Origin of the sequence: Proteus sp. TJ1640 (assembly GCF_003144445.1) — a bacterium.
GTDB classification, from domain to species: Bacteria; Pseudomonadota; Gammaproteobacteria; order Enterobacterales; family Enterobacteriaceae; genus Proteus; species Proteus penneri.
Genome location: NZ_PENY01000041.1, coordinates 139,033 through 165,452, shown reverse-complemented (window position 1 = coordinate 165,452; position 26,420 = coordinate 139,033). Strand labels below are relative to the sequence as shown.

The 26,420-nt window shown below is 32.7% G+C and carries 28 protein-coding genes and 2 tRNA genes; 13 read left to right on the top strand and 17 right to left on the bottom strand.

From position 1 onward, the window contains the following. The first annotated feature begins 80 nt into the window (after nucleotides 1-80). From DK861_RS17185 to DK861_RS17175, 3 genes are all read left to right on the top strand, one after another. Nucleotides 81-157: transfer RNA gene (locus tag DK861_RS17185), tRNA-Pro, on the top strand. Between the two features lie 214 nt (nucleotides 158-371). Then, complete coding sequence (locus DK861_RS17180; RefSeq protein ID WP_109400866.1) at nucleotides 372-614, top strand: hypothetical protein; 243 nt, start codon at nucleotides 372-374, stop codon at nucleotides 612-614. 85 nt (nucleotides 615-699) lie between these two features. Beyond that, the gene (locus tag DK861_RS17175; RefSeq protein WP_109400865.1) at nucleotides 700-1,269 is read left to right on the top strand and encodes a serine acetyltransferase; all 570 of its coding nucleotides are present in this window, start codon (nucleotides 700-702) and stop codon (nucleotides 1,267-1,269) included. A 115-nt stretch (nucleotides 1,270-1,384) separates the two neighbouring features. On the opposite strand, the gene DK861_RS17170 is transcribed toward DK861_RS17175, so the two are convergent. Further along, nucleotides 1,385-2,158, bottom strand: a complete 774-nt coding sequence (locus DK861_RS17170; RefSeq protein ID WP_006537325.1) for a nucleotidyltransferase domain-containing protein — start codon at nucleotides 2,156-2,158, stop codon at nucleotides 1,385-1,387. A 458-nt stretch (nucleotides 2,159-2,616) separates the two neighbouring features. Here DK861_RS17170 and DK861_RS17165 point away from each other — a divergent pair, with 458 nt between their 5' ends. Beyond that, nucleotides 2,617-3,051 carry a hypothetical protein gene (locus tag DK861_RS17165; protein WP_109400864.1) on the top strand — a complete coding sequence of 145 codons (435 nt, stop codon included), beginning with the start codon at nucleotides 2,617-2,619 and terminating at the stop codon, nucleotides 3,049-3,051. 449 nt (nucleotides 3,052-3,500) lie between these two features. Here the strand turns inward: DK861_RS17165 and DK861_RS17160 are convergent, their stop codons facing one another. Further along, nucleotides 3,501-3,680 carry a hypothetical protein gene (locus DK861_RS17160; protein WP_109400863.1) on the bottom strand — a complete coding sequence of 60 codons (180 nt, stop codon included), beginning with the start codon at nucleotides 3,678-3,680 and terminating at the stop codon, nucleotides 3,501-3,503. A 673-nt stretch (nucleotides 3,681-4,353) separates the two neighbouring features. Between DK861_RS17160 and DK861_RS18340 the strand changes: the two genes are divergently transcribed. Further along, on the top strand, nucleotides 4,354-4,515 hold the full coding sequence (locus tag DK861_RS18340; RefSeq protein WP_204101282.1) for a hypothetical protein: 162 nt from the start codon (nucleotides 4,354-4,356) through the stop codon (nucleotides 4,513-4,515). Between the two features lie 867 nt (nucleotides 4,516-5,382). Here the strand turns inward: DK861_RS18340 and DK861_RS17150 are convergent. From DK861_RS17150 to DK861_RS17130, 5 genes are all read right to left on the bottom strand, one after another. Next, nucleotides 5,383-6,135, bottom strand: coding sequence for a class I SAM-dependent methyltransferase (locus tag DK861_RS17150; protein WP_109400862.1), 753 nt, complete (start codon nucleotides 6,133-6,135; stop codon nucleotides 5,383-5,385). Between the two features lie 73 nt (nucleotides 6,136-6,208). Continuing rightward, on the bottom strand, nucleotides 6,209-7,138 hold the full coding sequence (gene lpxL / locus DK861_RS17145; RefSeq protein ID WP_109400861.1) for an LpxL/LpxP family Kdo(2)-lipid IV(A) lauroyl/palmitoleoyl acyltransferase: 930 nt from the start codon (nucleotides 7,136-7,138) through the stop codon (nucleotides 6,209-6,211). A 467-nt stretch (nucleotides 7,139-7,605) separates the two neighbouring features. Continuing rightward, nucleotides 7,606-7,818, bottom strand: coding sequence for a cold-shock protein (locus DK861_RS17140; RefSeq protein ID WP_006537332.1), 213 nt, complete (start codon nucleotides 7,816-7,818; stop codon nucleotides 7,606-7,608). A gap of 399 nt (nucleotides 7,819-8,217) precedes the next feature. Beyond that, the gene (locus DK861_RS17135; protein WP_109400860.1) at nucleotides 8,218-8,781 is read right to left on the bottom strand and encodes a hypothetical protein; all 564 of its coding nucleotides are present in this window, start codon (nucleotides 8,779-8,781) and stop codon (nucleotides 8,218-8,220) included. 247 nt (nucleotides 8,782-9,028) lie between these two features. Beyond that, nucleotides 9,029-9,361: an MliC family protein gene (locus tag DK861_RS17130; protein WP_006537335.1), complete on the bottom strand. Its 333-nt coding sequence runs from the start codon at nucleotides 9,359-9,361 to the stop codon at nucleotides 9,029-9,031. 376 nt (nucleotides 9,362-9,737) lie between these two features. Here DK861_RS17130 and DK861_RS17125 point away from each other — a divergent pair, with 376 nt between their 5' ends. Further along, nucleotides 9,738-10,634, top strand: coding sequence for an AraC family transcriptional regulator (locus tag DK861_RS17125; protein ID WP_109400859.1), 897 nt, complete (start codon nucleotides 9,738-9,740; stop codon nucleotides 10,632-10,634). A gap of 79 nt (nucleotides 10,635-10,713) precedes the next feature. Here the strand turns inward: DK861_RS17125 and DK861_RS17120 are convergent, their stop codons facing one another. Next, the gene (locus DK861_RS17120) at nucleotides 10,714-12,210 is read right to left on the bottom strand and encodes a C69 family dipeptidase (protein ID WP_109400858.1); all 1,497 of its coding nucleotides are present in this window, start codon (nucleotides 12,208-12,210) and stop codon (nucleotides 10,714-10,716) included. 698 nt (nucleotides 12,211-12,908) lie between these two features. Between DK861_RS17120 and DK861_RS17115 the strand changes: the two genes are divergently transcribed. Beyond that, nucleotides 12,909-13,421, top strand: a complete 513-nt coding sequence (locus tag DK861_RS17115) for a LysR family transcriptional regulator (RefSeq protein WP_109400857.1) — start codon at nucleotides 12,909-12,911, stop codon at nucleotides 13,419-13,421. Between the two features lie 66 nt (nucleotides 13,422-13,487). Here the strand turns inward: DK861_RS17115 and cbpM are convergent, their stop codons facing one another. Further along, a complete protein-coding gene (gene cbpM / locus DK861_RS17110) occupies nucleotides 13,488-13,787 on the bottom strand; it encodes a chaperone modulator CbpM (protein ID WP_006537342.1) in 300 nt (99 codons plus the stop codon). Next, on the bottom strand, nucleotides 13,787-14,728 hold the full coding sequence (cbpA, locus tag DK861_RS17105) for a curved DNA-binding protein (protein ID WP_072062764.1): 942 nt from the start codon (nucleotides 14,726-14,728) through the stop codon (nucleotides 13,787-13,789). The genes cbpM and cbpA overlap by 1 nt, the downstream gene beginning before the upstream one ends. Before the next feature lie 296 nt (nucleotides 14,729-15,024). Between cbpA and DK861_RS18245 the strand changes: the two genes are divergently transcribed. After that, nucleotides 15,025-15,240 carry a hypothetical protein gene (locus tag DK861_RS18245; protein WP_162556793.1) on the top strand — a complete coding sequence of 72 codons (216 nt, stop codon included), beginning with the start codon at nucleotides 15,025-15,027 and terminating at the stop codon, nucleotides 15,238-15,240. Nucleotides 15,241-15,300: 60 nt separating this feature from the next. Here DK861_RS18245 and DK861_RS17095 read toward each other — a convergent pair whose 3' ends face one another. The 3 genes from DK861_RS17095 to DK861_RS17085 all read right to left on the bottom strand — a co-directional run bounded on the left by DK861_RS17095 (nucleotide 15,301) and on the right by DK861_RS17085 (nucleotide 17,998). Continuing rightward, nucleotides 15,301-16,428 carry an ABC transporter substrate-binding protein gene (locus DK861_RS17095; protein WP_072062766.1) on the bottom strand — a complete coding sequence of 376 codons (1,128 nt, stop codon included), beginning with the start codon at nucleotides 16,426-16,428 and terminating at the stop codon, nucleotides 15,301-15,303. A gap of 348 nt (nucleotides 16,429-16,776) precedes the next feature. Beyond that, on the bottom strand, nucleotides 16,777-17,460 hold the full coding sequence (locus DK861_RS17090; protein WP_204101281.1) for a hypothetical protein: 684 nt from the start codon (nucleotides 17,458-17,460) through the stop codon (nucleotides 16,777-16,779). Between the two features lie 450 nt (nucleotides 17,461-17,910). Continuing rightward, nucleotides 17,911-17,998, bottom strand: a tRNA-Ser gene (locus DK861_RS17085). A 182-nt stretch (nucleotides 17,999-18,180) separates the two neighbouring features. Here DK861_RS17085 and tusE point away from each other — a divergent pair. After that, nucleotides 18,181-18,510, top strand: coding sequence for a sulfurtransferase TusE (gene tusE, locus DK861_RS17080; RefSeq protein WP_006537349.1), 330 nt, complete (start codon nucleotides 18,181-18,183; stop codon nucleotides 18,508-18,510). A 44-nt stretch (nucleotides 18,511-18,554) separates the two neighbouring features. On the opposite strand, the gene DK861_RS17075 is transcribed toward tusE, so the two are convergent. Further along, a complete protein-coding gene (locus DK861_RS17075; RefSeq protein ID WP_006537350.1) occupies nucleotides 18,555-18,836 on the bottom strand; it encodes an acylphosphatase in 282 nt (93 codons plus the stop codon). 197 nt (nucleotides 18,837-19,033) lie between these two features. Between DK861_RS17075 and hspQ the strand changes: the two genes are divergently transcribed. Next, complete coding sequence (hspQ, locus tag DK861_RS17070) at nucleotides 19,034-19,354, top strand: heat shock protein HspQ (protein ID WP_006537351.1); 321 nt, start codon at nucleotides 19,034-19,036, stop codon at nucleotides 19,352-19,354. Between the two features lie 79 nt (nucleotides 19,355-19,433). Here hspQ and DK861_RS17065 read toward each other — a convergent pair whose 3' ends face one another. Continuing rightward, nucleotides 19,434-19,847, bottom strand: coding sequence for a CoA-binding protein (locus DK861_RS17065; RefSeq protein ID WP_109400855.1), 414 nt, complete (start codon nucleotides 19,845-19,847; stop codon nucleotides 19,434-19,436). A 137-nt stretch (nucleotides 19,848-19,984) separates the two neighbouring features. On the opposite strand from DK861_RS17065, the gene DK861_RS17060 reads away from it, so the two are divergent. After that, the gene (locus DK861_RS17060) at nucleotides 19,985-20,443 is read left to right on the top strand and encodes a methylglyoxal synthase (RefSeq protein WP_072062770.1); all 459 of its coding nucleotides are present in this window, start codon (nucleotides 19,985-19,987) and stop codon (nucleotides 20,441-20,443) included. Nucleotides 20,444-20,445: 2 nt separating this feature from the next. Here the strand turns inward: DK861_RS17060 and helD are convergent, their stop codons facing one another. Next, entirely contained in the window at nucleotides 20,446-22,497 is a 2,052-nt protein-coding gene (helD, locus tag DK861_RS17055; protein ID WP_109400854.1) for a DNA helicase IV, read from the bottom strand. Nucleotides 22,498-22,611: 114 nt separating this feature from the next. On the opposite strand from helD, the gene yccS reads away from it, so the two are divergent. Further along, entirely contained in the window at nucleotides 22,612-24,774 is a 2,163-nt protein-coding gene (gene yccS, locus DK861_RS17050) for a YccS family putative transporter (RefSeq protein ID WP_109400853.1), read from the top strand. 71 nt (nucleotides 24,775-24,845) lie between these two features. Here yccS and DK861_RS17045 read toward each other — a convergent pair whose 3' ends face one another. After that, the gene (locus DK861_RS17045; RefSeq protein WP_072062773.1) at nucleotides 24,846-25,454 is read right to left on the bottom strand and encodes a TfoX/Sxy family DNA transformation protein; all 609 of its coding nucleotides are present in this window, start codon (nucleotides 25,452-25,454) and stop codon (nucleotides 24,846-24,848) included. Between the two features lie 228 nt (nucleotides 25,455-25,682). Here DK861_RS17045 and sulA point away from each other — a divergent pair, with 228 nt between their 5' ends. Then, nucleotides 25,683-26,234, top strand: a complete 552-nt coding sequence (gene sulA / locus DK861_RS17040; RefSeq protein ID WP_006537362.1) for an SOS-induced cell division inhibitor SulA — start codon at nucleotides 25,683-25,685, stop codon at nucleotides 26,232-26,234. Nucleotides 26,235-26,420: the final 186 nt, after the last annotated feature.

Sequence of the window (26,420 nt, the reverse complement as noted above, 5' to 3'; positions counted from 1 at the left end):
TTAGTGATGTATAAAATTACGTCACTTAATTAGCAAAGGGTTGCTTTAGCAGTCAAAAGCAGTAATATACAGGGCACAAACGGCATGTAGCGCAGCCTGGTAGCGCACCGTCATGGGGTGTCGGGGGTCGTAGGTTCAAATCCTATCATGCCGACCAACAATATTTAAGAAAACCAACCACTTACGGTTGGTTTTCTTATGTCTAAAATTTGTGCGGGGTAAAATAGGGGTAAAACTGGGGTAAAACGACGACAAATCATCTCTCAAATCCCCCCTTTCTTTAGCTGATAAAATTGCCCTTTTCTCCTTGCTATTCTATTCGTTACCTTATATAAATCACTGTATAAAAACACAGTTAAATAGGTGATGCTATGATTAAACTCGAAATCAATAATGCTGAATATATTGCTAAGTTAGAAGAAGCTCGTTTATCTGCAGACAACCCTTATGGTTACCTGTTTATGGACATTGTCTTTTCTGATCCAAGGTTTGATGAGAATACATTTGAAATGAAGAATATTAAACGGGAACCGATGAGAACCTATATGACGGAGGATGTGGCGAGGGATTTGTTTGAAAAGTTGGAAATGCATTTCAACCATAAAAAACAATAATAATAAATATATAATGCATATGCTATTATAATTACTCTTTATTTATTGATTAATAAAAAATCATTTTTAGGGTTAAATCCACACTATGGATAACTATGGTACATTAGAACACTTAAAACATTGTCTAATTAAAGAAGTTATTGACTCAACGAATAAACCTTTTTCTTGGTTTCGAGTAATTCGCCGAGTCTGGCTATATCCAGAAAGGCGGTTTAATTTTTGGTGGAGATTATCAAATTATTTTTATTATAACAATAAGCATAATTTAGCTAATTTCATACATAGGAAAATTAGATTTAAATATGGGTGTGATATATCACCCTGTGCAAAAATAGAAAAAGGACTAACTATTGGACATTATGTTGGTGTTGTAATTACAGGTAGAGCTATCATTGGTGAAAATTTTAATATCCGCCAAAATACAACAATTGGTATTAAATCAGTAGGTAATGATGGACATATCTATATAGGTAATAATGTAACTGTTGGTGCCAACTCATGTATCATTGGTAATGAGTTACATATTGGTGACAATGTTATGATTGGGGCAATGAGCTTTATTGATAAAGACATACCTCCTGATAGGATCGTATTTACCCCAAAAGAAAAGAACACAATAATAGAGTCTCATATTAAAAACAATTTCATTATATAATACTCGCTCAGATTTGAGCTAATACAGGTATGATACAGAGTCGATTCTAAATTGACAGACTGTTCTGTGCTAGAAGCGGACGTTGGTTATTTAAGAGATTAACAAGAGCATCTGGTTAGGCTTTTTGGCTATTAAATTCAGAGCTAAGCCAGTGGGCAAATGCCATAACCCGTTTTTCGAAGTCTGTTATGCCACTTCGGGGTTTAATGCTAATTTCCAATAGGTAATCCATATCTTCCGCTAGTGCAGGATATCGTGAGTTAAATTTAGCACGATACTCATGTAGAGAGTCAGGCCAGTCATTATCTTGTTCACTACGAAGGATGTTGGTTGCTCTGATAAGTTTTCGCGCAGCCGAGCGCTGAAGCTGTAACTTTTTGTTTTCGTTAGAAGATGTTTTTATTTGAATTACTAGTTTATCCAGAACCTGCATAAAGTCACCATTCACAGCTACTGCAATAGCTTTTGAAGGTTTGAAAGCTTGAAAGTGATGACTCAAATCCTCGCCATAAACGCAGTGACAGTGATGTTTAATCCAGTATCCCCAACTGAGTACATTATTTGGATCGAGAACCTGTCCCAGCAGACCACAATCAAAATCAATTTTACTGATAACGGGATTATTTTTTTCAAGAACAGACTGAACAGTTGCAAATTGTTCTTTAGTAGCCCGATCAAGTTCATGTTTGAAAATGACTGTCATATCCAAATCAGACCTACCTTCCTCTGCTCTGCCTTCAGCTACACTTCCGTATACGTATATACTGTGTATAAGGTCAGGAAAGCAATGAGTTAGATTTGTCACAACGCATTCAATTATACGTGAGAATGCAGGTTGAATTTCCACGTATTTGGGCTGGGATATAAAATCGTTATGATCGGTGGCCATCTATTTTCCTGTTTGCTAATGTTACTTTTCTGGATAATAGGCATTTTGAGCCTGAAATTCTCGCATCCAAACTATTATATCTTAATGTCTGCTTCTCGCTCAAAGCAGGCAATCATATTTAGTTATATTTCTACCTACGAAACCTGTTAGCTCAAACCTGAGCTAACAGGTATAAATATGATAGCTGTCGTATCAATAATGATATTTTATCAAGAAAGTATCCCACTTAATTTTCTTAATAGCTAGAATTTGGTTACTTTATTTATGATTTTATTATTTATGGATAAATACAATTCAATATTTTATTTGCTTGTTATTTTGATGGTATTTACATGTGTAATGCTCATTATCAGCGGAAAATTTTTAAGTCACTCAATAGATAACTATATAATATAAATAAATTTAAGATATGATTATTAAATATATGGCATTAATTACTAATGCAACAAAGGATTATTATGATTAACAAATTAATTTTCGCTATTTCTTTCTTCTCCTTATTCATTCTAAATGGTTGTACCCAAAGAGATCGTGATGCTATTTCAGACTTAACTTATGCTCTTACTGGAGTACCTGGAGCTAAACATAAACAAGCTTTACAAAACCAAGAGCAAGGAGTACCAAGTAAAGCAAGGTTAGAGAGATTAAAGCAGATAGAAGAGTTCAAAGCGCGTAGATCGTATTGGGTTGGCAAATCCGTAGATGATCTTGTTATGTCTTGGGGCAGTCCTAGTAACACACATAAAAGAACAGATGGTGGCACACAATACACATGGAAATGGACACAAAATAATGGATGGGGGCAATCGACAATTTGTACAAATAATTTTGTTGCTAATAAAAAAGGGACTATTACAGATTGGAATTATTCAGGATGCTGGGAACACTTATAATAAATTATACCCAAATAATGTAGCAAACTTAATGTTGTATCTTCATACTGTATGATTTCTTATATTAACAAGTGAGTTTTTACATCAATAACTCACCTGTTATAATAATATCTTTTCACTTTATACTTATATACTTATGCCACACATTATAAATTTTTAGAAACTTATCGTATATTCGATAAATAGAACCAAAGATAAACCATCAATAATATAAAAAATGTTGATGATTACATATTACTGAGCCAGTCATTTAATATGATATTTACTCAAGATCAAATAATATTAGAAAGAATTTCTAACCTTTATGATAAGGTTATTAATCTACTGACATTTGAAATTTAATAATAAATTTAATGTAATATTATTTTAACAAGTTAAAACTCGTTATTACGCAATCATCAACTGATACTTTTGTTAAAGTGACTTTATATTACTGCTTGTTACTTTTATCATTTAAAATTCATTAACTTTTTAAAATAAAATCCTTTTTTAGTTTTTGGGAATTTATTTCCGTTATATATTTTCCGCTCATAATCTCTGCCCGCATAGTGATTATCACCATAAAATTGACCATATAATGCAGTTTTGGGGCATATATCATCAGAAAAAAATCTATGATTATTATCCATTTCAATTTTCCTTATTTAATTTTAATTAATTAGATACCTCTTAAGATAAAATATCTATAAATCGTTATTAATTTATAATATATATAAATTATCCAATACCATACTACTTCTATAAAAATAGATCCAACTTTGCTATTAGTTTTATTTAAATAAAAAATATAAATAGAATATTTCAAATAAAAGCCACATTAGACAAAATAAAAAAAGAAGGTATGATATAAATATCACACACCTTTTTTATCATAATAATTTATTATCTATATCTTTGTTCGCTATCCCAAACGGGATATGTACAGAAGGAAGTTAAGACGAGGATTTTAAATCTAATTTTTGATCATCAAAGAATATATGTGGTTTTAAAATCTTTAACACATTTACTTTATCTACTCCTCCCATAAAAAAGCTTCATTAACAGAAATTACCCATACCCTCATAGTATTAATAACTCGCTTATGAGATGGTTCATTTCGTGCAGTAACAATGGAGATCTTAAGTAATGGAACATAAATAGCTCTGAGGTAAGAAAATCTGCACATAAAGTATGAATATAGCAGTATCACAATATTTCCCAAGAGTTTATTCTCTCCTTTAGCACTAAATGATATTGATTATCATTTGCATTTAAATATTATCACTATTATGCTAGTGGTTATCACAAGTAAGGAGAATACTCATGGTTAAAAAAACAATACATTTACGATCTCGTCATGCAAAGGATTTAATCAATAAAATAAAAAAAATGAAAAGCATTGAGAATGCGATAAATACTAAATCAGAAAAAAGTGATCTCATTGTTATAATTGACAAATTACCAACTTTAGTTTCTATCAACTAAATTATTTTGTTGGTTTTTAATATGAATAAATAGTGACCATAATCTTAGTGGGGTTGACATGGCAAATGATAATGATTATCTTTTATGGCATGAATAGTTGAGTATTTTACTCAGCTTTTCACAACGACATTGCTCACATTGCTTCTAGTATTTATTGATTGACCAATTCTCCTAGCGTTGGTCTCTTTTTTATCTATCATATATTTATTCTCCTTGTACAATAAATAAAGAAAACCATTACCTAAAAATACTATTTTCTTATTAAGCTAAAAATAGCTTATCGTGTAATTTCAGTAAGAAAATCATTTTATATTTGGTTTTCTATCGACTATAACAGATTGTTAAACAAATATTTTAGACTTAAACCATATCATCAATAGGGACTTTACTTTATGGGTTTTATCTCATCTTTCTTTGAAAAAGAACAAATTGACATCGTTGCAACAATGAGAACAAATAAAATAAGAAATATGCAGATAATCCTACTGAACGTATCCGTGAAAAATTAATTTTTGTTGCTATTGTTGGTCACTAACACAAAAAATTTGGATGTAAATTTCCATAGGACTATATCGACTTTGTCACTCGAATTGGTCATGATGGTACAGGCTCTTATTATGCTCTCTATACTTTTGATGACACGATAGATATTTAATTTACCCCCTCCTAGTGCGGGGGTTTTTTATCTTAAAAACTCACTTTAATACTGACACATAAAATCATTATTTCTTTCAAAGTAAACATTCTCTTGTTTTATTTTTCATAGCAAAGACAACATTTGACCTTTTCAAAAAGGTAGAAAAACTACTTAATGACCTTCAAAAGGCCATTATTTTATGGTCTTATTGTCAATATCGTATTTAATTTCTATTTATAAGCTTCAAAAGTAATAATTTCTGTTTCGTTATTTGGTTCGCGTAGATATTGATAATCTCCAGAAATTGTTATTTTGTCAAAGCCAATAGATTCAAGGATCCGTTTAAATTCATACACACCAAACCATTTCAATTTAAACACTTCCCATTCACTTTCAATTATTTTTCCATTTTTCCATTTATCATAACGATGATGAGATACTGTTAATTGATTAATATAATCTATTTCAGCATTTACTATCTGTAAGGTAATTAAATCTCCTTCCGGCGTTTCAAATTGTCGACTAGAACATTGGCCTTTAGTAAAAGTATGCGCCAAACTAATGTCAATTAGCAAACGTCCGCCTAGATTTAATGCGTTATAACACTGTTGAAGTGACTGTAGTGCTTTTATTTCGCTATCTAACAATAAGAAAGTCCCTGTCGGAATAATTATTGCATCAACAAGTGTCTCAACTTGGAATGTCAGCAAATTATCTTTAGTCACTTTATCTTGAGAATATCCATTACTTCTTAGATTTTCCATACAGAAATAAAGCATCTCATCTGAAAGATCAAACCCTTCTATATTAAATCCAGCCTTTAATAAAGGGATTAAAATACGCCCAGTTCCTACTGCGGGTTCTAAGATTTTACCATTAACATCCTTAAGACGTTCTTGATAATATTCTACGTCACCAAAACTACACCCTATAGGTTTATCTATTTGGTAAACTTGGGCTGATAGCGAATGATAACTCTGCATAAATATTCTATTCTCTTTTTTGTTGTAAATAGTGAGCAACACATCATGTATTGATGTATTACTCTTTTTTATGTTAATTATAAAAATTGGCTTCACCTGCAGGTCGAGTTTTGAACCGACGATGAGCCCATAAATATTGTTCTGGAGCTCGCATAATTTCTGTTTCAATCAGCTTATTCATTCTATCTGTATCATTTTGAATATCTTCAGAAGGATAATTAATCAGTTCTTTACCAATGATTAAACTGTATTTTTTGCCTTTCTGATCTTCATTTCTTACCAAAGTAACAGTTAAAGAAGGCGCTCCTGATAATTTTGCTAATATAGCAACACCTTTGGAGGTTGATGTTTTTTCAACAGAGAAGAATGGAGAAAATGTTGTACCTTTTAAACCAAAGTCTTGGTCAGGAGCAAACCAAATCGCTTTTCCTTTTTTTAACTCCATAACCATAAACTTTAAGTTACGTCTATCTATCATACCCTTATCGGAACGGCATCTTGCTTTAGTCTGGATAAACTCCATTGCTTTATTATTATGTGGTCTATACATCGCATTCACAGGGAAACAAAGTCCCATAATGCGTCCTCCCAGCTCTAGTGACATAGAGTGTATACCAATGAGTAAAATTCCCGTTTTTTTATCTTTAGCATCAGTAAAATTGGAGAATCCTTGTACTTCAAAGAGATTTTTTAATCGACGATCACTCCAAAACCACGCCATACCTGTTTCAAATAATGCGATACCTAGGGATGATAAATTATTCATAACAAGCTTGTCGATTTCATTTTTATCTTTGTCAGGGAAACATAGTTCTAAATTTTTCTTTATTATTGAGACTCTTCTTTTGACAAAAAAACGAGATAACAACCCAAGGTGTTTACCTAAAAAAAGTAACCAAGAATAAGGAAGTTGCACTAATAAAAAAAGAATAAAAACACCAAACCAAGTTAAGAAATATTTTGGATGTAATAGATGTAATGAAAAAATATTTTTAGCGTACACAAGTTTGTCCTTTAGGAACTAAAAAGCATTTAAGCCATATTGGATTAGACAGTAATTTTTTAAGATAAGTCATTAAATATTAATTTAAATTTTATCTTAAATTATTTTTTTATGATTTATCTGATATCTTTTTATTCTAATAAAACTTTTTTCTTTCTTTTGATTGAGAAGACAATATCTTAATGCCTTTACTTTGCCATTATAAGAATTTATTTATCCACTAATTTATTTCTTTGTAAAAATCATTAGGCATTAAAGTAAATAACTTTCTAAAAATTTAAATGATTTACATTAAACACTTACATAACTTTAACAATGCTATTTTTTATACGCTTTATTAAATACACGTCAAATTTAAATAATACTAGAAATTAATATAAAAAAACCCCACCGAAGTGAGGTTTTTTAGATCTTACTTGTATCAATATTGCATTAAACAATATATACAGTAATAACGGCTCAATAGATTATAGAGCGATTACGTTCGCTGCTGCTGGACCTTTAGCGCCATTTTCGATAGAAAATGAAACTTCTTGCCCTTCTTTCAGAGATTTGAAGCTATCGCTTTGGATCGCTGAAAAGTGTACGAATACATCTTTGCTACCGTCTTTAGGAGTGATAAAGCCAAAACCTTTATCATCGTTAAACCATTTTACTGTACCTGTCATTGTATTAGACATAAGATTTCCTTTAATTAATTATTTTGCCATAAGGCATTGTTTGCGGTTTGATTTCGGATTTTTACTTATGGTCACTATTTGAAGGAATTCGCAACGAAGAGGTATCAGGGATAACGCTAAACGGTGAACTACTTGAAACTGCACTAACATAAATAGGTCTGTACTTCCAAACCAGTGGCGCTATTAAGTCATATAATTCAGTTTATAGCAAATTATTTTTATCTTTATTTTAAAAAAAACTTTTCTCACGCAAAATTAGAAAATAATTATAAGATGAAAATAATTATCTATTTTACCTATCTCATTATTTTAATTTAAGAACATGAATAAAAAAGTAGATACTGTTATTTTTTAAGATAACCAGTATCTACTCTGTCATTAATGTACTACATCACCTTATTAATTAGCTAGTTCTAATAAAATTTTTTCTGTTTTCGTCCATAGAAGTGAGCTACCTTCTTCTGGCCATAAATGCCGCTCAGCATTAAGAAAACGTTGAAATAATAAATCCCCAAAGTCTGGTGAATGAACTGTACTGGTATCTTTCATTCCATACCATAAGCTGGTTGGCGTCTTTATTTCTTCAGGTGAGAATCCCCAAGGTTGCATAGCAATCAGCAAATCTTGCGTATATCCGTCATTGCCTTGTTTAAAGGCTTCGGCCATACATTCTTGATAAACTGGGAGAAAATCATTTGATTTATAAACAGCCAAATCAACATCGGCACTGTAATTTAGAATAAAATCCATTAACCACTTGGCTGTAATATTTTGCTTAACCCAGCTGGTTAACGAATTGGGTGATCCAACAGCTTGACGTTGCATATTAACAACATCATCTGTTAGCTTATTTTGTGTATCAGGATAATCAAATTGATCTTGTCCTGCGACAATAAATAGTTTATCAACATGACAATAAACACAAAGAGCCATAGCAAAAACAGCCCCTTGTGAAAACCCCATTACATTAATACTTTTAATACGAAGATGGTCTAATAAAAATGAAATATCTTTAGAAAAAGATTTTAACGACTTTTATAACTGATTTATTTTTTTATGATCAACTTATTTGTGTGATAAAAAATGCATTATTACTTTGTCGATAATAATCGTTTTTATTTTCAAATTTTATTATATTTGCTTAATCTTTTTCTTATAACAAAGAAGACAATAAAATTGCCCTCTTTGTTATTTATAACTGGTTTCTACGTTATTTTACTAATTTACAAGTGCGTCCTTTATCTTCAGCAACACGTCCATTAACTGCATCATCTTCTGAAATCGTTGCTAAATTAAATTCACCTTTTCCTTTACCCCAAATTTGGAAATTCTCACCAACATAACGAGCACCACTAGCCGCAATAGCTTCTTTTAAAACTATAATTTCATCACTGTAATACATAACAGCTAGCTGTTCATTAGGAAAAGAAACTCTGATTTTTTGGCCTTCACAGTCATAAGTATCCGTTTTAGCAGCTAAAGCAGGCGCTGTTATTAGTGAAAAAACTAAAGCAATAGTAGAAATAGAAAATAATTTATTCATTTACATCTCCTAAAATAACAAAATAATGTTTTGCTAATAAAATTAGATTAGGATTTATTTTTTAAAGATAAAATAGGATATCTCCGCATTTTATTAAAGCTTAAAATATAAAAATATTTCAAATTAAGATTAAATTTAATAAAAATTACCAATCATTGATGAAAGAGTTAAAATACAATTTTTTAATTAAAGTCAATTTTAATTCAAATAAATTGCAATACATAACTTTACATTATTACCTGCCTATTTTACTTTATTCAATGTAACTATCATTATACGATATGCAATTATCCTAACACCTATAAATTTATTGTAGTTCAATAAATTAAGTCGATTCTGTTGAGAAACATCGATAGAAAAATTAATAGGAATACTCATGCTACAAGAGAATGTTGTTAAAGATATCATTGTTTGGATTGAGCAAAATCTCGATTCACGTTTATCGTTAGATATTGTTGCTGAAAAATCAGGCTATACAAAATGGCATTTTCAGCGTTTATTTAAAGCGTATACAGGAATATCTTTAGGAAAATACATACTCGCTCGTCGTTTATCTTGTGGCGCCTACGCGTTAAGAATAACACGTTGTAGCCTGTTAGATATTTCATTGAAGTATCGTTTTGATTCCCAACAAACATTTTGCAGGGCCTTTAAAAAACAGTTTAATATCACGCCTTCGGAATATAGAAAAAGACCAGGATGGGATATTAGTGAACTGATTTTCCCTGCATTGGAAACCGTTGAACTGAGCGCTAAATATGAGGTAGTTACACTCTCATCTCAAAAATTAGTCGGTATGTCTCATCATTACAATAAGCCTATTTCAACATGGGATTCAGACAAGAAAAAATTCAGAAAAGAATTTTGGCGTAAATTTTTAAAAGATGTGCATACAATACCCACAGAGCTATATGCAATGCATCGAGCATCTGCAAGTACATTAGAAGATACTATGTATATTTATAGCACTGCCGTTGATAAAGAAAAGTTAGCAAAAACATCAAATGCTTCGGCCATGTCACAACTAGAACTACCTGGTGGCAACTATCTAGCCATTACATTTCATATAAATGAAATCTTAGATTCATTAACTGGTTATGATGACATTATTTATACCGTCTATACCAAAGTACTTCCGAAAATGAATTTATTGCGCAGACCCGGCCCAGACATTGAACGATATACATTAAAAGAGTCAGTAAGTTACGATAAATTACTTGGTCAAAGTGATCATTACGTACAAAAGATTAGCTACTATATTCCTGTTCTTTAATGAGTTTTATCTATAAAAAAGATCCCAGTTTAATTGGGATCTTTCTATTAAAATAGATATCTAAAATACTTCTATTCTATTAATCCTTCTTAGACTTATTAGCAAAGAAAATATCATCTTGAATATCTTTTGTTCTTACTGTAAACAATTCGTTCATTAAGTTCTCAGTTAATTTTTCAGCATCTGCCATAACTCGTAGATTAAATTCATTAAGCATTTTATCTGCCCCAGCTTTATCTTTTTTCACCATAGTGAGATATTTAGCTTCCATTTCTTTTTGCTCTAATGCGGTTTTTGCTTCCCACTCTTGATAAGCTTTTTTCACTATTGGTGCGAGTTTTGGATAATCTGTCATCACTAATGTTTGTAACTTACGATATTTCCAGTAAATAGAATCACTATCTGCTTGATTACTTCCTATTCCATAATGTTGCGGATAAGCTTTTAATCCACTGTAATACGGAACAAATGCAGTTAAATCTGCCATACCTAAACCAACATAGGTCACTTCACCAATTTCTTGAGGAAGCTCAGGACGAACTTGCATAACATGCGCTTCATAAGTTCTAAATACACTAATTGGACGCCAAGATTCTTGACCATTTAACCCATTGGTATATGGATCGTGTTTCGTCCCTTCAAAGTGATTACGTAACATCGCTTTAGCTTCTTCCACAGATACTTTTTTTTCTGGCGTTAATAAAGGTGCGAAATTACGACCATCATCCACAGCTTGTTTTAGTGATGGGTTAAATTGTTGCTGGATGACCCATACTCGCGGATCATTATAAGTACGGTCTCGTTCGTCATCTCGTGTATAAGCTTTTGAGAAATTAAATGCCCCCTCTTTTTCAGGATTATAAAGCCCTTTCTCAACAGCAAATTCTACTAGATTTTTAGAGCCTAACACATCATTACTGTTAATATCATAGTGTTGTAATCGACCTTGGTTTCCTGTTGCAAAGTATTTATCTTTAGGTAATTTTTGTGCGATCCAATGATGTCCTGTTCCAGTTTCTAAATACCAAAGTTCATTTTTATCAACAACAGCGACACCAAATCCTTCACCAGCACCTTGTTCTTCAATAATGTTCCCTAATAATTCCACTGCTTCACGAGCTGTTTTTGCTCTTGAAAGTAGGACATCTGGAATATCATCTTCAGTTATCCCTGTCTCTTCAACATAGGGATCAAAAGAGAGTGCTTTAGGTGAAGCAAAAATAGATTCAGTACCACTAACACCCACTCCTAGTTCATTAAATCCTGTTGCACCATGGAGTTGCGTTTTCCAATTCGGCACAGTGGTATAGCGTAATGAATTCTTAGGTAATGGATATGTAAAATTATTAGCACCATTATGTTCTTTGGTACTGTAAATACCCGTTTGATTCGTTTTAGCCGGATGAATAACAAAATGTTGTGCTTTTAATGCATCACTATCTGCGCTACGCGCAATAATCAACGAACCATCATTTGTTGCTTCACTTCCTGCTAACAACGTTGTACAGGCTAAAGCTGAAGACGCTAATGCTATATTAATAGATAAAGCAATAATACCCTTTTTAAATAAAGACATAAAACTCCCCATTTGCTTGTTATTTATAATTTGTAGATCAATTAAGTATCTTTTTAGAATCAAAATAAAAAACCAGATAGATAATTTGATGCGAAATATTAACAATGAAAAAGCGTAGGTTTCCGTGATTTATATCTCAATGATTATTATATTTCGAAATAAAAAGGTTAATTATACGTATCATATTAATATCAGTGAGTTTTATAAAAAACACATTTTAAATATAAATAAATCTAGATAAGATTTGTTATTAACGTTATTGTTATGTAATTAACAACGATGTTATTTATGTAAACAGCTATTGATATTAATGACAATAACAACAGATTAAATCCAATAATGCTTTATGTTAATTTTGTTATGGTAGCCTAAAAAAGTTCCAATTTTATTTTCTAGAATTCTTTCATCAGAAATATTGATTGATTCTTTTTTATATAAATTCAAATAGCTGCTCAAATTCCTCCTTTGATTCAGCAGCTCTTATTAAGACTATTATATAATTATGTCTTTAATAACATTACGTTATAGCCTTTATAATAAAATTTATAAATTACAAATAACATTTATAATCTACGTTTTTACTCTTAGAATATTTCTTATAAAAATCATTCAAATTTTCCTTCATCACTATTATTTAATAATCAACTTATTAACTGTATAATCGAACATAAGATAAACTGACTAAAACAAAAAACACGATGGCAATTAATTTAAAAAGAACTTCTTGGTCAGGAGGATGGGCAACTTTACGTGACCTTGAAATTATACAATCCGTGATCGATCATGGAAGTGTCACTAATGCAGCAAAGCAGCTAGACATTTCACAACCTGCAGTAAGTCAGTCATTAAATCAGATCGAGAAATGTTGTGGTAAAAAGCTATTCACTCGTGAAAATAATAAATTAATACCAAACTCTGATGCCTTATTACTTTATGAAAAAATCGCCAATATCGCTGAATCTTTCAACCGATTGAGCCATTTTCATCATCAAGAAAAAAAGATGAGTCTACGGACTCTAGTTCCACCAACATTAGCCCATGGTTTTATCAATCAGGTTACTACTCAATTTATCAAAAAATATCAGGTTAATGTCCATTTAGAAATATCTAGAAGTGAGCAACTTCTTTCTTTAATAGCAAAAGAACAAGCTGATATTGTTATTACTGATAATATGACCATTAATAAGGAATATAAAAATACAATTTTTTAATAAAATTTCAGGCACAAAAATAGCCACTAAAGCTATTTATTGTTTTAGTGGCTAATTTATTAATCTTTATTCATTTATAAAACGCATTAACTGTTGACGTAATTGCTTATTTTCTTGTTTTAACTGTTCATTTTGATCTAATAAAGTCAGTGCTATGGCTATACCATGCCAATCTAATGCAAGCTCTTTATGAAGTTTTAATGCGCGATGTGTTACCACAACAGCGTTATCATCGAAAAACCACTCTTGAGTTTCAATTTCTAGTGGTTCGATCACCCCAAGAGCGACAAACTCTTTGAGCTCATCATTTGATATTCCCGTATGATGACAAAACTCAGTAACAGTAAATATTGTTAATTGACCCATTATTTATTCTCCCAGTCTTTACGTGGATTATAATCGGTCTGGCTATCTGCAATTTGTTGCCATAATTCGCGCATCTTTTCATCGGGTTTAGGTGGCATCACGATTTTTAGAATTGCATATAAATCACCGCTGACCTTTTTGCTGACTAACCCTTTTCCCTTAATACGTAACTTTTGTCCTGCCTGACTTCCCGCCGGAATAGTTAACAAGATTTTTTCTTTTATTGTAGGTATAGGAATTTTTGCACCTAATGCTGCTTCCCAAGGAGCGACTGGGACAACTATTTCTAAATCATGACCTTTAATATCAAATAGAGGATGAGGCGCAATACGAATTGTTAGCCATAAATCACCATTTTCCCCTCCATTTTCACCTATTGTTCCCTGACCTTTTAAACGAATACGTTGTCCATCAATAACACCAGCTGGAATTTTAACATTTAAAGTTTTAGGGATCTCTTCTTCCAAAATTCCGAAAACATTATAAACAGGTAAGTGATAGCTAATCGTACGCTTATGTTCTTCCTGTGATTCTTCCAGAAAAACAGCTAATTCTATTTCTAAATCATGCCCGCGCTGTTTAGGAGCATGTTGAGCTCGTCTCCCTTCAAATGGGGAATGTTGACCGAAAAATGAAGTGTAAAAATTATCAAAATCTTCTTGGCTAAAGCTTTCTTGATCCTTATTTGAATGTTGTTGTGTAAATTGCCTAAATTTAGGATCGTTACGATGAGCCCAAAGCTCATCATATTCAGCTCTACGTTGTTCATCTCCTAATATTTCCCATGCTTGAGCAATTTCTTTAAAACGCTCTTCTGCATTTGGCTCTTTACTTACATCAGGGTGATATTTTTTCGCTAAACGACGATAAGCCGTTTTAATCGTTTTAGTATCATCAGTGGGTTTGACACCCATTATGGCGTAGTAATCCTTTAATTCCATAGTGACATCTCAATTATGTTAAATAATGAATTAAATATTAATACTCTAGATTTGATTAATTATAGAACAAAGAAATTATGTTGATGAGTAAAACCCTATAATAACAACAATCGAATGCCTAAATTGAATGCAGAATATTGTTTTTCAATCAGTTATCTATCATCTAATATCCCACTTTTCCTAGTGGATTATTTCTGAACCATACTAAAACAATATCTATTTTTTTCGGGAACTGATCGTAATTTAGACTAACTAATAGCTGATGCCCAAATTGTTCGACAATCAAGTGGGTAATATTGCCTATCCCATTTCTTGCTCCGCCATTTCAAGCAATAACAGCGCCACTCAGTGCGTGGATTTTTGATCGCTATTTTTCTTTAGCCAAAGGCCCAAGACCAACAAAAATACGAGTCATGCATATCATTGGTTTTGAATTAAGTTTTGTGAAAATTGGTTTACTTATTATTATAGTTATTAGCCTTATTTTAACTTTATTAAGCCAAATACTTTGATTGGCCGAAATGTAGATGAATATAAAAAGCCCTTAAACTCAAGGGCTATAGTTAACATTTTTATTTATCTGCTTTCGCCGCCCAAAGAAATTTAGCGCTAGGCAATGTTGTATATTTTTCTATTATCTCTTTATAAGTATTCTCTGGTTTTAATTCTGCAAATTGCTCTGGGTAAATGAAGGTTGCTAAATATTCTAAACCAACGATGTTATATGGATGATTATAGAAATTATGATATATACCATATAATTGCCCATTTTCAACCGCAGCGATTTGATTAAATCCAATTCGACTCTTCAATCGTTTGAAACCTTCTTGAGTCTCTTTGCTAGATACTCCATAACCAAATGGTGCAGCAATACTATTTTTATTTATCCAGCGAGATCCCGTTACAATATATACATCAGGTTTAGTACTAATAACTTGCTCTAAAGAAATAACACCTGAAGCTCCTGGTAAGAAATGACTACCAATATTGTCACCCCCAACAGCTTGAATCAAACCACCCCAACCCGCATTATTATGTGTAAAGCAACACCCATCACCATTTGCTCCAGCCTTTGCCTCTACAAATACACGTGGCTTATTTTTAATTTCTTGAGTTTTATTTTTGATACTATCTAGGTGTTGTTGATAAAAATCAGTATATTCTTTAGCTTCACTTTCTTTATTTAAAATGATACCAAGAAGCTCTACACTTTCTTTCGTGTTTTTGACTGGTTCTAAAAAAGTATCAACATAAATAATAGGAATATTGGCTTCTTTTAAAATACTGACAACACCCGATCCTTCTAGTGCAGGTTTTGCTCTGAGTTGAGCAATCACAACATCGGGTTGTTGTGCAATAACTTGCTCCGCATTCACTTCACCTTTGTCATTAAATCCCATATCAGGGATTGAATTTATATTAGATTTCCATTTCTGTTCTAGTAAAGAAACTGTCTGTGGATCCGATTTTTTTAGATTATTATTCCATGCTACAACTCTTTCAAACGGATTATTTCTATCAAGCAAAGCCAACGTTAAAATATCTCTACCATCTTGTAATACAACGCGTTTTGGTTCATGTTTTAACGTTATTTTTTGCCCATCAGTATCCGTAATTGTAACAGGATATGTTGTAGCCAATGCGCTAAAAGGAAGCAATGCAGAAAGAGATATTGCTAATAGGTGATATTTATTTTTCATTGTATACTCTCCATAATAGAGAGTTAATGCTAACAATTATCATTAACATCATCAATAAAAATTATCTTTTTATGACTAAAAATAGATTCGCTTTAATAGTGCGATATCTAGCAATAAAGAAATATTCGAGTCTGATATGTCAGCTTATTTCACTAATGCAGTTAACTATCTAATTAAAAAGCCTTTTATGTCCATTCTAATTACAATACAAAAATAACCCTAACCATAAACTATCATGTGTTCTTGTCACTAGTTTATTTCAAATTACAATAGCAGCGTTAAACAGATAAAGTAACTTCTTTGTTTAACGCTATATTTTGAGGAGGCAACCATTCATTTTTGATAATTTTAATTACTAGAAAAATCACTTATCACTTCATACGTTAATGAATTTTCAGAACTATTTATAACTTTCAATTTAACATTTTCATAGGAGATAATATTACTTTCTTTAAGATTAAATTGAATGTTGTTACCAAACCCTTGATTTTCTATGTTTGAGCCTATTTTTCTATAACTAACATCTACAATTTGATTATTTATTCCATTAAAAATTAAAGCCTGCTCAAATGAATTACCATCGGAATTATTCAACTTAAGATATTCAATCTTAGCCTTATCACTACAAACAGCAACATTTAAGTCAGTTACAATACAAATCTCATCAGCCTTAGCTCCTTTTTTTATTAAAATTGAACTCCATGGCTGGCCAAGAACCTCAACAACTACAGAACCAGAGTCAATAGTTTGAGTTGGCATATAAAAATCGCCTTTGTCGCTTGAACCAACTTTTTTGAATACACCAGGAATAATTTTATAGGCCAGATCTATTTGTATTGGGTTTAGTACCTTAATCGCTCTTAGTTCACTTATATTACCTTCTCTTACTAAACTTTGACCTATGGTCGCACGATTAACACTCCCTACTTTCGGCTCACTTATTTTATACAAGTCTGGAGTGTAATTATATTCAGTCACAGCACACCCAGATAAAGCAAAAGCACAACCAATTGAAACTAATAAATTTTTCATTTTGATAGAAATCTCGTTACAAACATGAATAGGCATTAAAGATTACATTTACATACAGATTCTAGCAAGTAACTATCTACGACTCTGTTAACAAACTACTCATAACAACCTGTGAAATTAATTAGTTTCCTTTCTGACAGATCATTAACTCCAGCGCATTAATATCAATACCATTAGCTTTAATGGGGACTGGCTACGATTACCACTCTCAGCCTAGATACAACCCACTACTATCAAATAGCTTGCAATCTTTCTCTTTAGATTTACTAGGATCAATTGTTTAACGGTTAGCTTCATTTGGGAGGACTCAAATCATAAGGTATAAATGTACCCTATTTGTACCAGCTAAAGTAGATAGCTTTCAATGGACGTTAGTAGACGTTGGAATGATGGGATTTAGTTGGAATGCTTGATTTACTTGGGATAAGGAAATGCTAGGAGATGATGAGATGGCGGAGGAGGAGAGATTCGAACTCTCGGATGGTTTCCCATCGGCGGTTTTCAAGACCGCTGCCTTCAGCCGCTCGGCCACCCCTCCGCAATGGGGAGCAATATAAACACCTAAGCTTATGTTGTAAAGCCCTTATTGTACTGTTTGACGTAAAATTAAACGCATTACAAGTCAATGGCTTAATTTATCAACGATTTATGGGTTCTACTTGGGTATTTCCCTTATTTTTGATAAATTAGCAGTATTATTTTTGATTGGTTGCTACGCACATGTTTGTATTTAACGGAAAAGAAATCGAGACAGATAGTCATGGTTATTTAAAAAATAGCAATGAATGGAATGAAGATATGGTTCCAATATTAGCTGAATTAGAAGAAATTGAGCTAACAGAACAGCACTGGGAAATTATCCGTTTTGTTCGACAGTTTTATTTGGAATTTAATACCTCCCCCGCTATTCGTATGTTAGTAAAAGCGCTTGCACAAAAATATGGCGATGAAAAAGGAAATAGCCGTTATCTTTATCGTTTGTTTCCTAAAGGCCCTGCAAAACAAGCGACAAAACTCGCTGGTTTACCAAAACCCGTTAAATGTATTTAATATTATCTTTAGATAAAAGATAATTAAAAATCATTAAAACAATATTACTCATAATGGTGGATTGAAAAATCTGCCATCTGTTCATATTCACAAGGTGTCGCTGACCAAAATGTAATATTAGCACTTCTTGGTCCACCAGCTTCTAACCAATCTTCAAATTCTTTTAATGCATTCTCTTTCGCGAAAGCCTTTACTCCCACGCTACCGTCATCACGATTCCAAACATACCCTGTTATTGGTTGTTTTTTCATCCATTGATAAGTAAAAAAACGGAATCCAACGCCCTGCACACGCCCTTGAATAATATATTCTCTACCCATTTTCATATGCTCTCCTGATAGTGTTGTTAAAATAAAAATTCTACTCAGGTTATTGTCTTTTCTTTATACAATAGATAATCTGATTTTGTGAGGTTCTTTATTCATAATGAAAGCAAAGGATTATATTTTTTTCAAATCCTTGAAATTTCACTTTGTACCCTCATATATATAACCAATAAGCAAGGCTATATGGAGGTGATACTATGATGACCGCCAGCAAATTTGGGATAGGACAGCAAGTTAGACATAAATTACTCGGCTACTTAGGCGTTGTTGTCGATGTGGATGCTGAATATTCCCTTGATCAGCCTAATGAGGATGATATTGCATCTAATGTGACCTTGCGAGCAGCACCTTGGTACCATGTTGTGATGGAAGATGATGAAGGACAGCCCGTTCATACTTATCTTGCTGAAGCACAGATAACTTATGAAGTTTCAGATGAACACTTAGATAATGACTCATTAGATGAACTATCGCAGTCAATTCGTAGCCAATTACAGGCTCCACGATTACGAAATTAACCGAATAATCTAAATAAGCTGTGAGCTGAATAAATATGATAATCGCCGAATTTGTTTTCGGCGATTTTATTTTAGTTCATTACCAAGGAAGTCCATGTGCTTCAATTTCTTTTTTAGGACAGCGATCCATAACAACTCGTAATCCTGCTTTTTCTGCTAACTCTTTGGCATCTTCATTGATAACACCAATTTGCAACCATAATACTTTGGCATTAATTGCAATTGCTTCTTGCGCGATTTCTAATGCAACGTCAGATTGACGAAAAACATCCACCATATCAACAGCAATAGGAATATCTTTTAATGAGGCATAAACATTCTGCCCTAATAATGTTTGCCCTGACATGCTTGGATTGACAGGAATAACATCATAGCCTTGTTCTAATAGGAATTTCATGACTTTATAGCTTGGGCGATCTTCTTTGCTACTCGCTCCAACAAGTGCAATTGTTTTGACACTTCTTAAAATGTCATAAATGTCTGAGTCCACCATTTATATACTCCGTTCATCATGAAGATTGAAAATATTATGATACATCATAGTATCTTGATCCGTTCATAGCTTGTAAGATAAAAAAAAGGTATTTTGACAGCTGAAACAATAACTATATTTATTTTTAAAGGTATCAAATGGAACAAATTGACCGCACGCTCTTAAAAGAAAAAAATATCGCGCTTGTTGCCCATGATCACTGCAAAAGCTCATTACTTGAATGGGTTCAAAATAATCGTGAACAACTGTCTCTACATAAGTTATTTGCAACAGGAACCACAGGAAATTTAATTAACCAGCACACAGGCCTAAGTGTTACTCAAATGCTAAGTGGCCCAATGGGCGGTGACCAACAAATAGGTGCAATGATCGCTGAAAAAAAAATCGATATTATGATTTTCTTTTGGGATCCATTGAACGCCGTTCCCCACGACCCAGATGTTAAAGCCCTTCTACGCTTAGCAACAGTATGGAATATTCCGGTTGCCACCAATCGTGCAACCGCGAACTTTTTAATTTCATCGCCTCTGTTTTCACAAGAATCAACAATTAAAATTCCTGATTACGAAGGTTATTTAAAAGAAAGACTAAAATAATTTTAAGGTTTTCGCTGTATAGGAACACCTTGAGATTTTAGCTCTAAAACAAAACAAGATGGCTGTTGTTTATTAAATAATAGCCATACTTGTGTTTTTGCTCTTGTTAATGCGACATACATTAAACGTCGTTCTTCCGCATTAGGATAATCTTCAACTTTTGGTAATAACGCTAATTCAATAATTGATTCCCTTGCAGGTGCAGGGAAACCATCTTTACCCTCTTGTAAACCTAAAATAATAACGTAATCAGCTTGTTGCCCCTTCGATGCATGAAAAGTCATAAATTCTAAATTTAATTTAGGCCAACGTGTCTTAGCTTTTTTTAATAATTCTGGTTTTAAATAGTGATAACGAGCGAGTAAAAGAATAGTTTCATTTTCTTCTACATAACCACTCATTTTATTTAGTAAATTTTCAAGTTGATCGTCAGATAACAGTACAACAGACTTTTTATTACCTTTCACTAGACTATTTAATGGTTTAGATAATTGAACTGGATTCTGTTGAATAAACGTATTGGCAACATTTCCTATCGTGTCATTAAAACGATAAGTCGTATCTAATGCGCATTCAGCACCTTCACCAAAAGCGTGATGGAAAGAAGTCGTTAATAATAATTCCGCACCACTAAAACGATAAATGGCTTGCCAATCATCTCCTACTGCAAATAGAGATGTTTGTTTATTTTGCTGTTTTAATGCGGTTAATAATGAAGCTCTTAATGGTGAAATATCTTGGAACTCATCAACAAGAATATGTTTCCATGGGCTAATGAAACGCCCTTTTTCAATAAGGTTAATAGCTTGATGCAATAAGCCTGAAAAATCGATCGCATCTTCTTCTTTTAATGCGGTTTTCCAAGCTTTTAATAATGGCGATAATAATTTTAAATACTTTTTAAAAGATTCGGTATATTCGGGATCCACACTTTCAATCAGAGATTTTTGGCTACCACCTTGCATCCTTAATAGACCAACCCAACGCTCTAATCTTACAGCAACTTGGTTTTCTAATTTTTTATCATGCCAAAACTCACCATCAGGGATATCCCATTCAAACTCTTGAGATAACCACTCTCGCCATCCTTTTGCTTGTGCTTTTTTCTGCTGACACTGAGCTCTCCACTCACCTAATAATAGAGTTCTTCTTTTTTCACTATTTATTTCAAGCTCACTAATTTTGGGTTGCTTTTTTGTCGCTTGTTGAATAATGGATAATGCCAGTGCATGAAACGTTTTTGCCATAATATCGCTATTTAAACGACTAGAAAGCCTTTCATTCATTTCTTGTGCGGCTTTACGCCCAAAAGCAAGTAATAAAATTTGATCAGGTTGTGCCAATTGGCGGCGTAATAGCCACCCCGCTCTGGCAACTAATACCGATGTTTTACCACTTCCTGCACCAGCGAGAACAAGAATATTTTCTTCTCCATTAATTACGGCACGACACTGTGATTCATTTAATGGCGATGATTCAATCGTATTAAAAAATTCCGCATGCTCATTTAATATTTGGGTTACCCAAACAGAATTTTCTTTATTAATAAGTGCTTCACCTTGCTTTAGCCACTCTAAACATTGCTGATAAAGAGTATGACAATTGTCAAATTGAATAAGGCGTTCAAGAGGGAGGGGAATAGCAGAAAAGCTTTCTTTTATAGATTGTTGGATTTCACTAAGTTTAGACTGTTTTATCCATCTATTTGATTGGGTGATTTCATTAATATTATGGAGTTGCTTCTCAAGCACTTGAGCGCTTATTTCGCTCATTTCTTTACTCCAACTTTGCCATGATTGATAAAGATAACGATAAAACTGTTGAGTTTCTTCCCAATCCGTTCCATGTAATCGAACAACTTTATCTTCAGACAATAAAAATTCTAACTCCCCCCACACAATCCCTTTTTTACAGAAAATATTAATCAATTCGTTAAAAGGAATTAAATACTGATGTTTTTCACCACTGACTTCAATGCCTGCATTTAACAATTTGACTCTATTATATGGATGTTGTGCTAAACGTTGTCCCATCGGGGTGGATTTCAGTTCCATACGTAATTCCTGCAATAAATAACAAATAGTCTGTCGTTAAGCTCTTTTTAATCGGTGATAAACCCTATATTCTAAGAGGTAATTATCTTTATCTTGTTTATTTAAGGGCTTTTTGTGTTCACTTTGCTAAATGGCGCCCGCCGATTTATCTATAATAGCCACTTTTTATATTATATTCGCATAATAATCGCGCTTACAGGAACGACTTTGTTTCCTTGGATTTTAGGGCAAGAGCCTAAATATACAATTCCTCTAACTTTAGGCGTGGTTGCGGCTGCATTAACTGACTTAGATGATAGGCTTGTTGGTCGTTTAAAAAACCTAGTTATCACTTTATGCTGCTTTCTTCTTGCTTCAGCATCTATAGGATTACTTTATCCATATCCTATTTTATTCTTTTGTGGTTTAGCTATTTCTACTTGGGGATTTATTTTATTGGGTGCTTTAGGGCAACGGTACGCAACTATTGCTTTTGGTGCTTTATTAATCGCGATTTATACTATGCTCGGTATGCCTATTTTCCCTGAATGGTATGAACAACCCGTTTTATTATTATTAGGTGCTATTTGGTATAACTCTTTAACATTAATTGGTCACTTATTATTCCCAATTCGCCCAGTTCAGGACAATCTAACTCGCTGTTACCAACAACTCGCAACTTACCTCGAAGCTAAAGCGACATTATTTGATCCAGATATCGAAGATGACTATCAACATTCACTTTATAATTTAGCAATGGCAAATAGCCAATTAATTGACACAATGAACCAAACTAAAGTTGCATTATTAAGTCGATTAAAAGGTGATAGAGGCCAACGTAGTAGTCGTTTCACACTTCATTACTATTTCGTTGCTCAAGATATTCATGAGCGAGCAAGTTCGTCACATGCTCAATACCAGCTATTAAGTAATGAATTACGGCATAGCGATGTGTTATTTCGTTTTCAACGTTTACTTTCTATGCAGGCTCGAGCTTGTGAACAAGTTGCACAATCTATTCTTTGGCATAAAAAATATCAGCATAATCCTTCATTAGAACGTGCTATAAATTATCTAGAGAATGCATTAAATCATTTAAAAAATACGACCTCAGAACCACAATTAATAACACCTTTAAATAATTTACTGCAAAACCTTCAAGGCATTGATGCGCTTTTACGAAGTATTAGTACAGAGCAATACCAAATATCCCATGACCAAAAAGAAGAAACACAACTTTCTGATGATGGTTTAACAGGATGGCGCGATATTGCACTAAGAATAAAAGAGCACCTCACCCCCAAATCGGCGCTTTTTAGACATGCAGTTAGGATGTCACTAGTGTTATGTATTGGCTATGCCATTATTCAATTTTTCCAATTGGATAGAGGCTATTGGATATTATTAACCAGCCTCTTTGTTTGCCAACCCAACTATAATGCCACTCGCCGACGTCTTACTTTACGTGTGAGTGGTACTATTATTGGTATTTTAATTGGCTTCCCTATTTTATATTTTGTGCCTTCGATTGAAGGACAACTCGTTTTAATTGTAATAACCGGTACGCTCTTTTTTGCATTTAGAACCATACAATACGCACATGCCACACTATTTATTACTTTATTGGTTTTATTAAGTTTCAATTTGCTTGGTGAAGGTTATGATGTTGCTCTTCCTCGTATTATCGATACCTTAATTGGCTGCGCTATAGCTTGGTTTGCTGTCAGCTTTATTTGGCCTGACTGGAAATTCCGTCAGCTACCAGTTGTCATTCAAAAAACAATGACAAATAACTGTTATTATCTTGATGCCATACTTATTCAGTATTACCAAGGGAAAGATAATAGCTTAAGTTATCGAATTGCTCGTCGAAATGCTCATAGTAGTGATGGTGAATTAGCCTCCCTGATCTCAAATATGTCATCAGAGCCCAAAAGCTATCAAGCATCCCAAGAAGTGGCTTTTCAGTTACTTTGTTTAAATCATACTTTACTCAGTTATATTTCTGCTCTTGGCGTTCATCGTTCAAAAATAGAAGACGAGAATGTGCTCACGTTACTTAATGATACAGTGTGTTATATCGATTCTGCTTTACGTCGCAAAACGCCACCAGTCAAAGAATTTAAGCAATCTCATGTAGAATTAATTGAAAGGATCAATCTATTACCTAATGCCGATAATCCTCGCATTCAATTAGTACTTACTCAAATCCGATTACTATTGGACTTACTGCCACAAATTATTAACTGCATCCAAATTATTGAGCAAAGCGAATCAAAAAACATGCCTCAATCTTAGTCTCTTATTGACGTTATTTTCTCTAATTTCTATAAGTATATTAGAGAAAATAACAGTCATTGCTTTTTATTTTATTGGAAAGATAATTCGTTGTACCAATCTAATAACTCCATTTTAAGTTGACTAGGTAATACAGAACGATGGCATCCAACGATAGCTCCTGCCAATGAAAGTAAAAGTTCACTATTTTTCAAATTGTGGCCATGCATTAATTTTAGATAACACGCTTTAGCACCGATTAAACGCAGTTCTTCAACTTGATTAATACCAATTTGATTCAATCTTTTTTCTAATATCACACCTAGATTAGGTAAGTCTTTTATTCTACAAGGCTTCTTTCGTTGTCCTAAATATTCTTGGATGCTGTAGTGATATGTCATATCAATATATTGATCTAATTTTTGCTGATTATTCCATAGCGAATCCGTTATATGGTAATAACGCAATATGATAGGAATTCCTTTTTTCAAATAGGTATAGGAACTCATTTTCGTTGCCTTAAAGAGAGTTTCTAAAAACCCACTTCCTTTTAAATAAAACTCATTGTTAGATGTGATAGCAAACATAACATCATCAATCATTAAGCTAACACCACCAAATTGAGACTTTGTTGTTAACTCTCCATATTGTGCAATACGCGATAACAAATGAGCCTTCCTTTGCTCAGGTAAAAATAACATTGAAACTCCAAAACAAACTTTAAGATTAAATTTTATCTTTGAATTCAAAAACATGCATAATACATCACAAGAAAGACAATAAAGAAATTCCCTTTTATTGCCAATAGTTAACAACTTAAAAATAGAAATTTACATGAAATTTGAGAGGAACTTTCAAAAAATGAGCTTGATTTAAGCGAAATATAGATATACTGTATATTCATACAGTGCATATGGAACGAGGTAAATATGAAACTCTCAACATCATCTCCGACAAGACAGAACGCCATTCTCCAAGAGATCTCAAATGAGGTATTACCTCTATCTATCCCTTCAACAGTGGCGACTTACGATAGCAATAATAAACAAGGTATGGTGAGTGAACTTCTCTACCAAAATCCGCTCGTCATTAATCACATCCTTTTGCCATTACTGAAACAGTATAGCTATGAATCACGTTGGTTATTGTGGCTAAACCCACAACAAAAGCTAAATCGTACTTGGTTAAAAAATGCCGGATTACCACTTAACAAAATAATTCAATTAAATCATATAAATATGATAACTACAGTTGATTTAATGGAAAAAGCGTTGGCAAGTGGTAATTACAGTGTCGTACTCGGTTGGTTACCAGAAATATCGTCAGAAGAGATGAAACGATTAGAATCTGCTGCAAGTAAAGGAAAAACCCTCGGGTTTATTATGCGACAACAAATTAATACAAATATCCATTTAGAAAATAGCAATACCTCTAAACGACATTTGAATTCAGTAAAAATTCATTCAATTCACTACCATTAGTGAAATTTAAGAGTTTTCCTAATACTCAAAACGACCTTGTATCATTTAAGATAAGTCAAATGTAATTATAATCTAAATCATATAGTTACAATAAATTTAACAAAAATACAGAATCTTTCTCATTGTGAGATAAAGCAGATCTTTTTAAAATTTTAAGTCGAATTTTAAAGGATTACTTGTAACTTT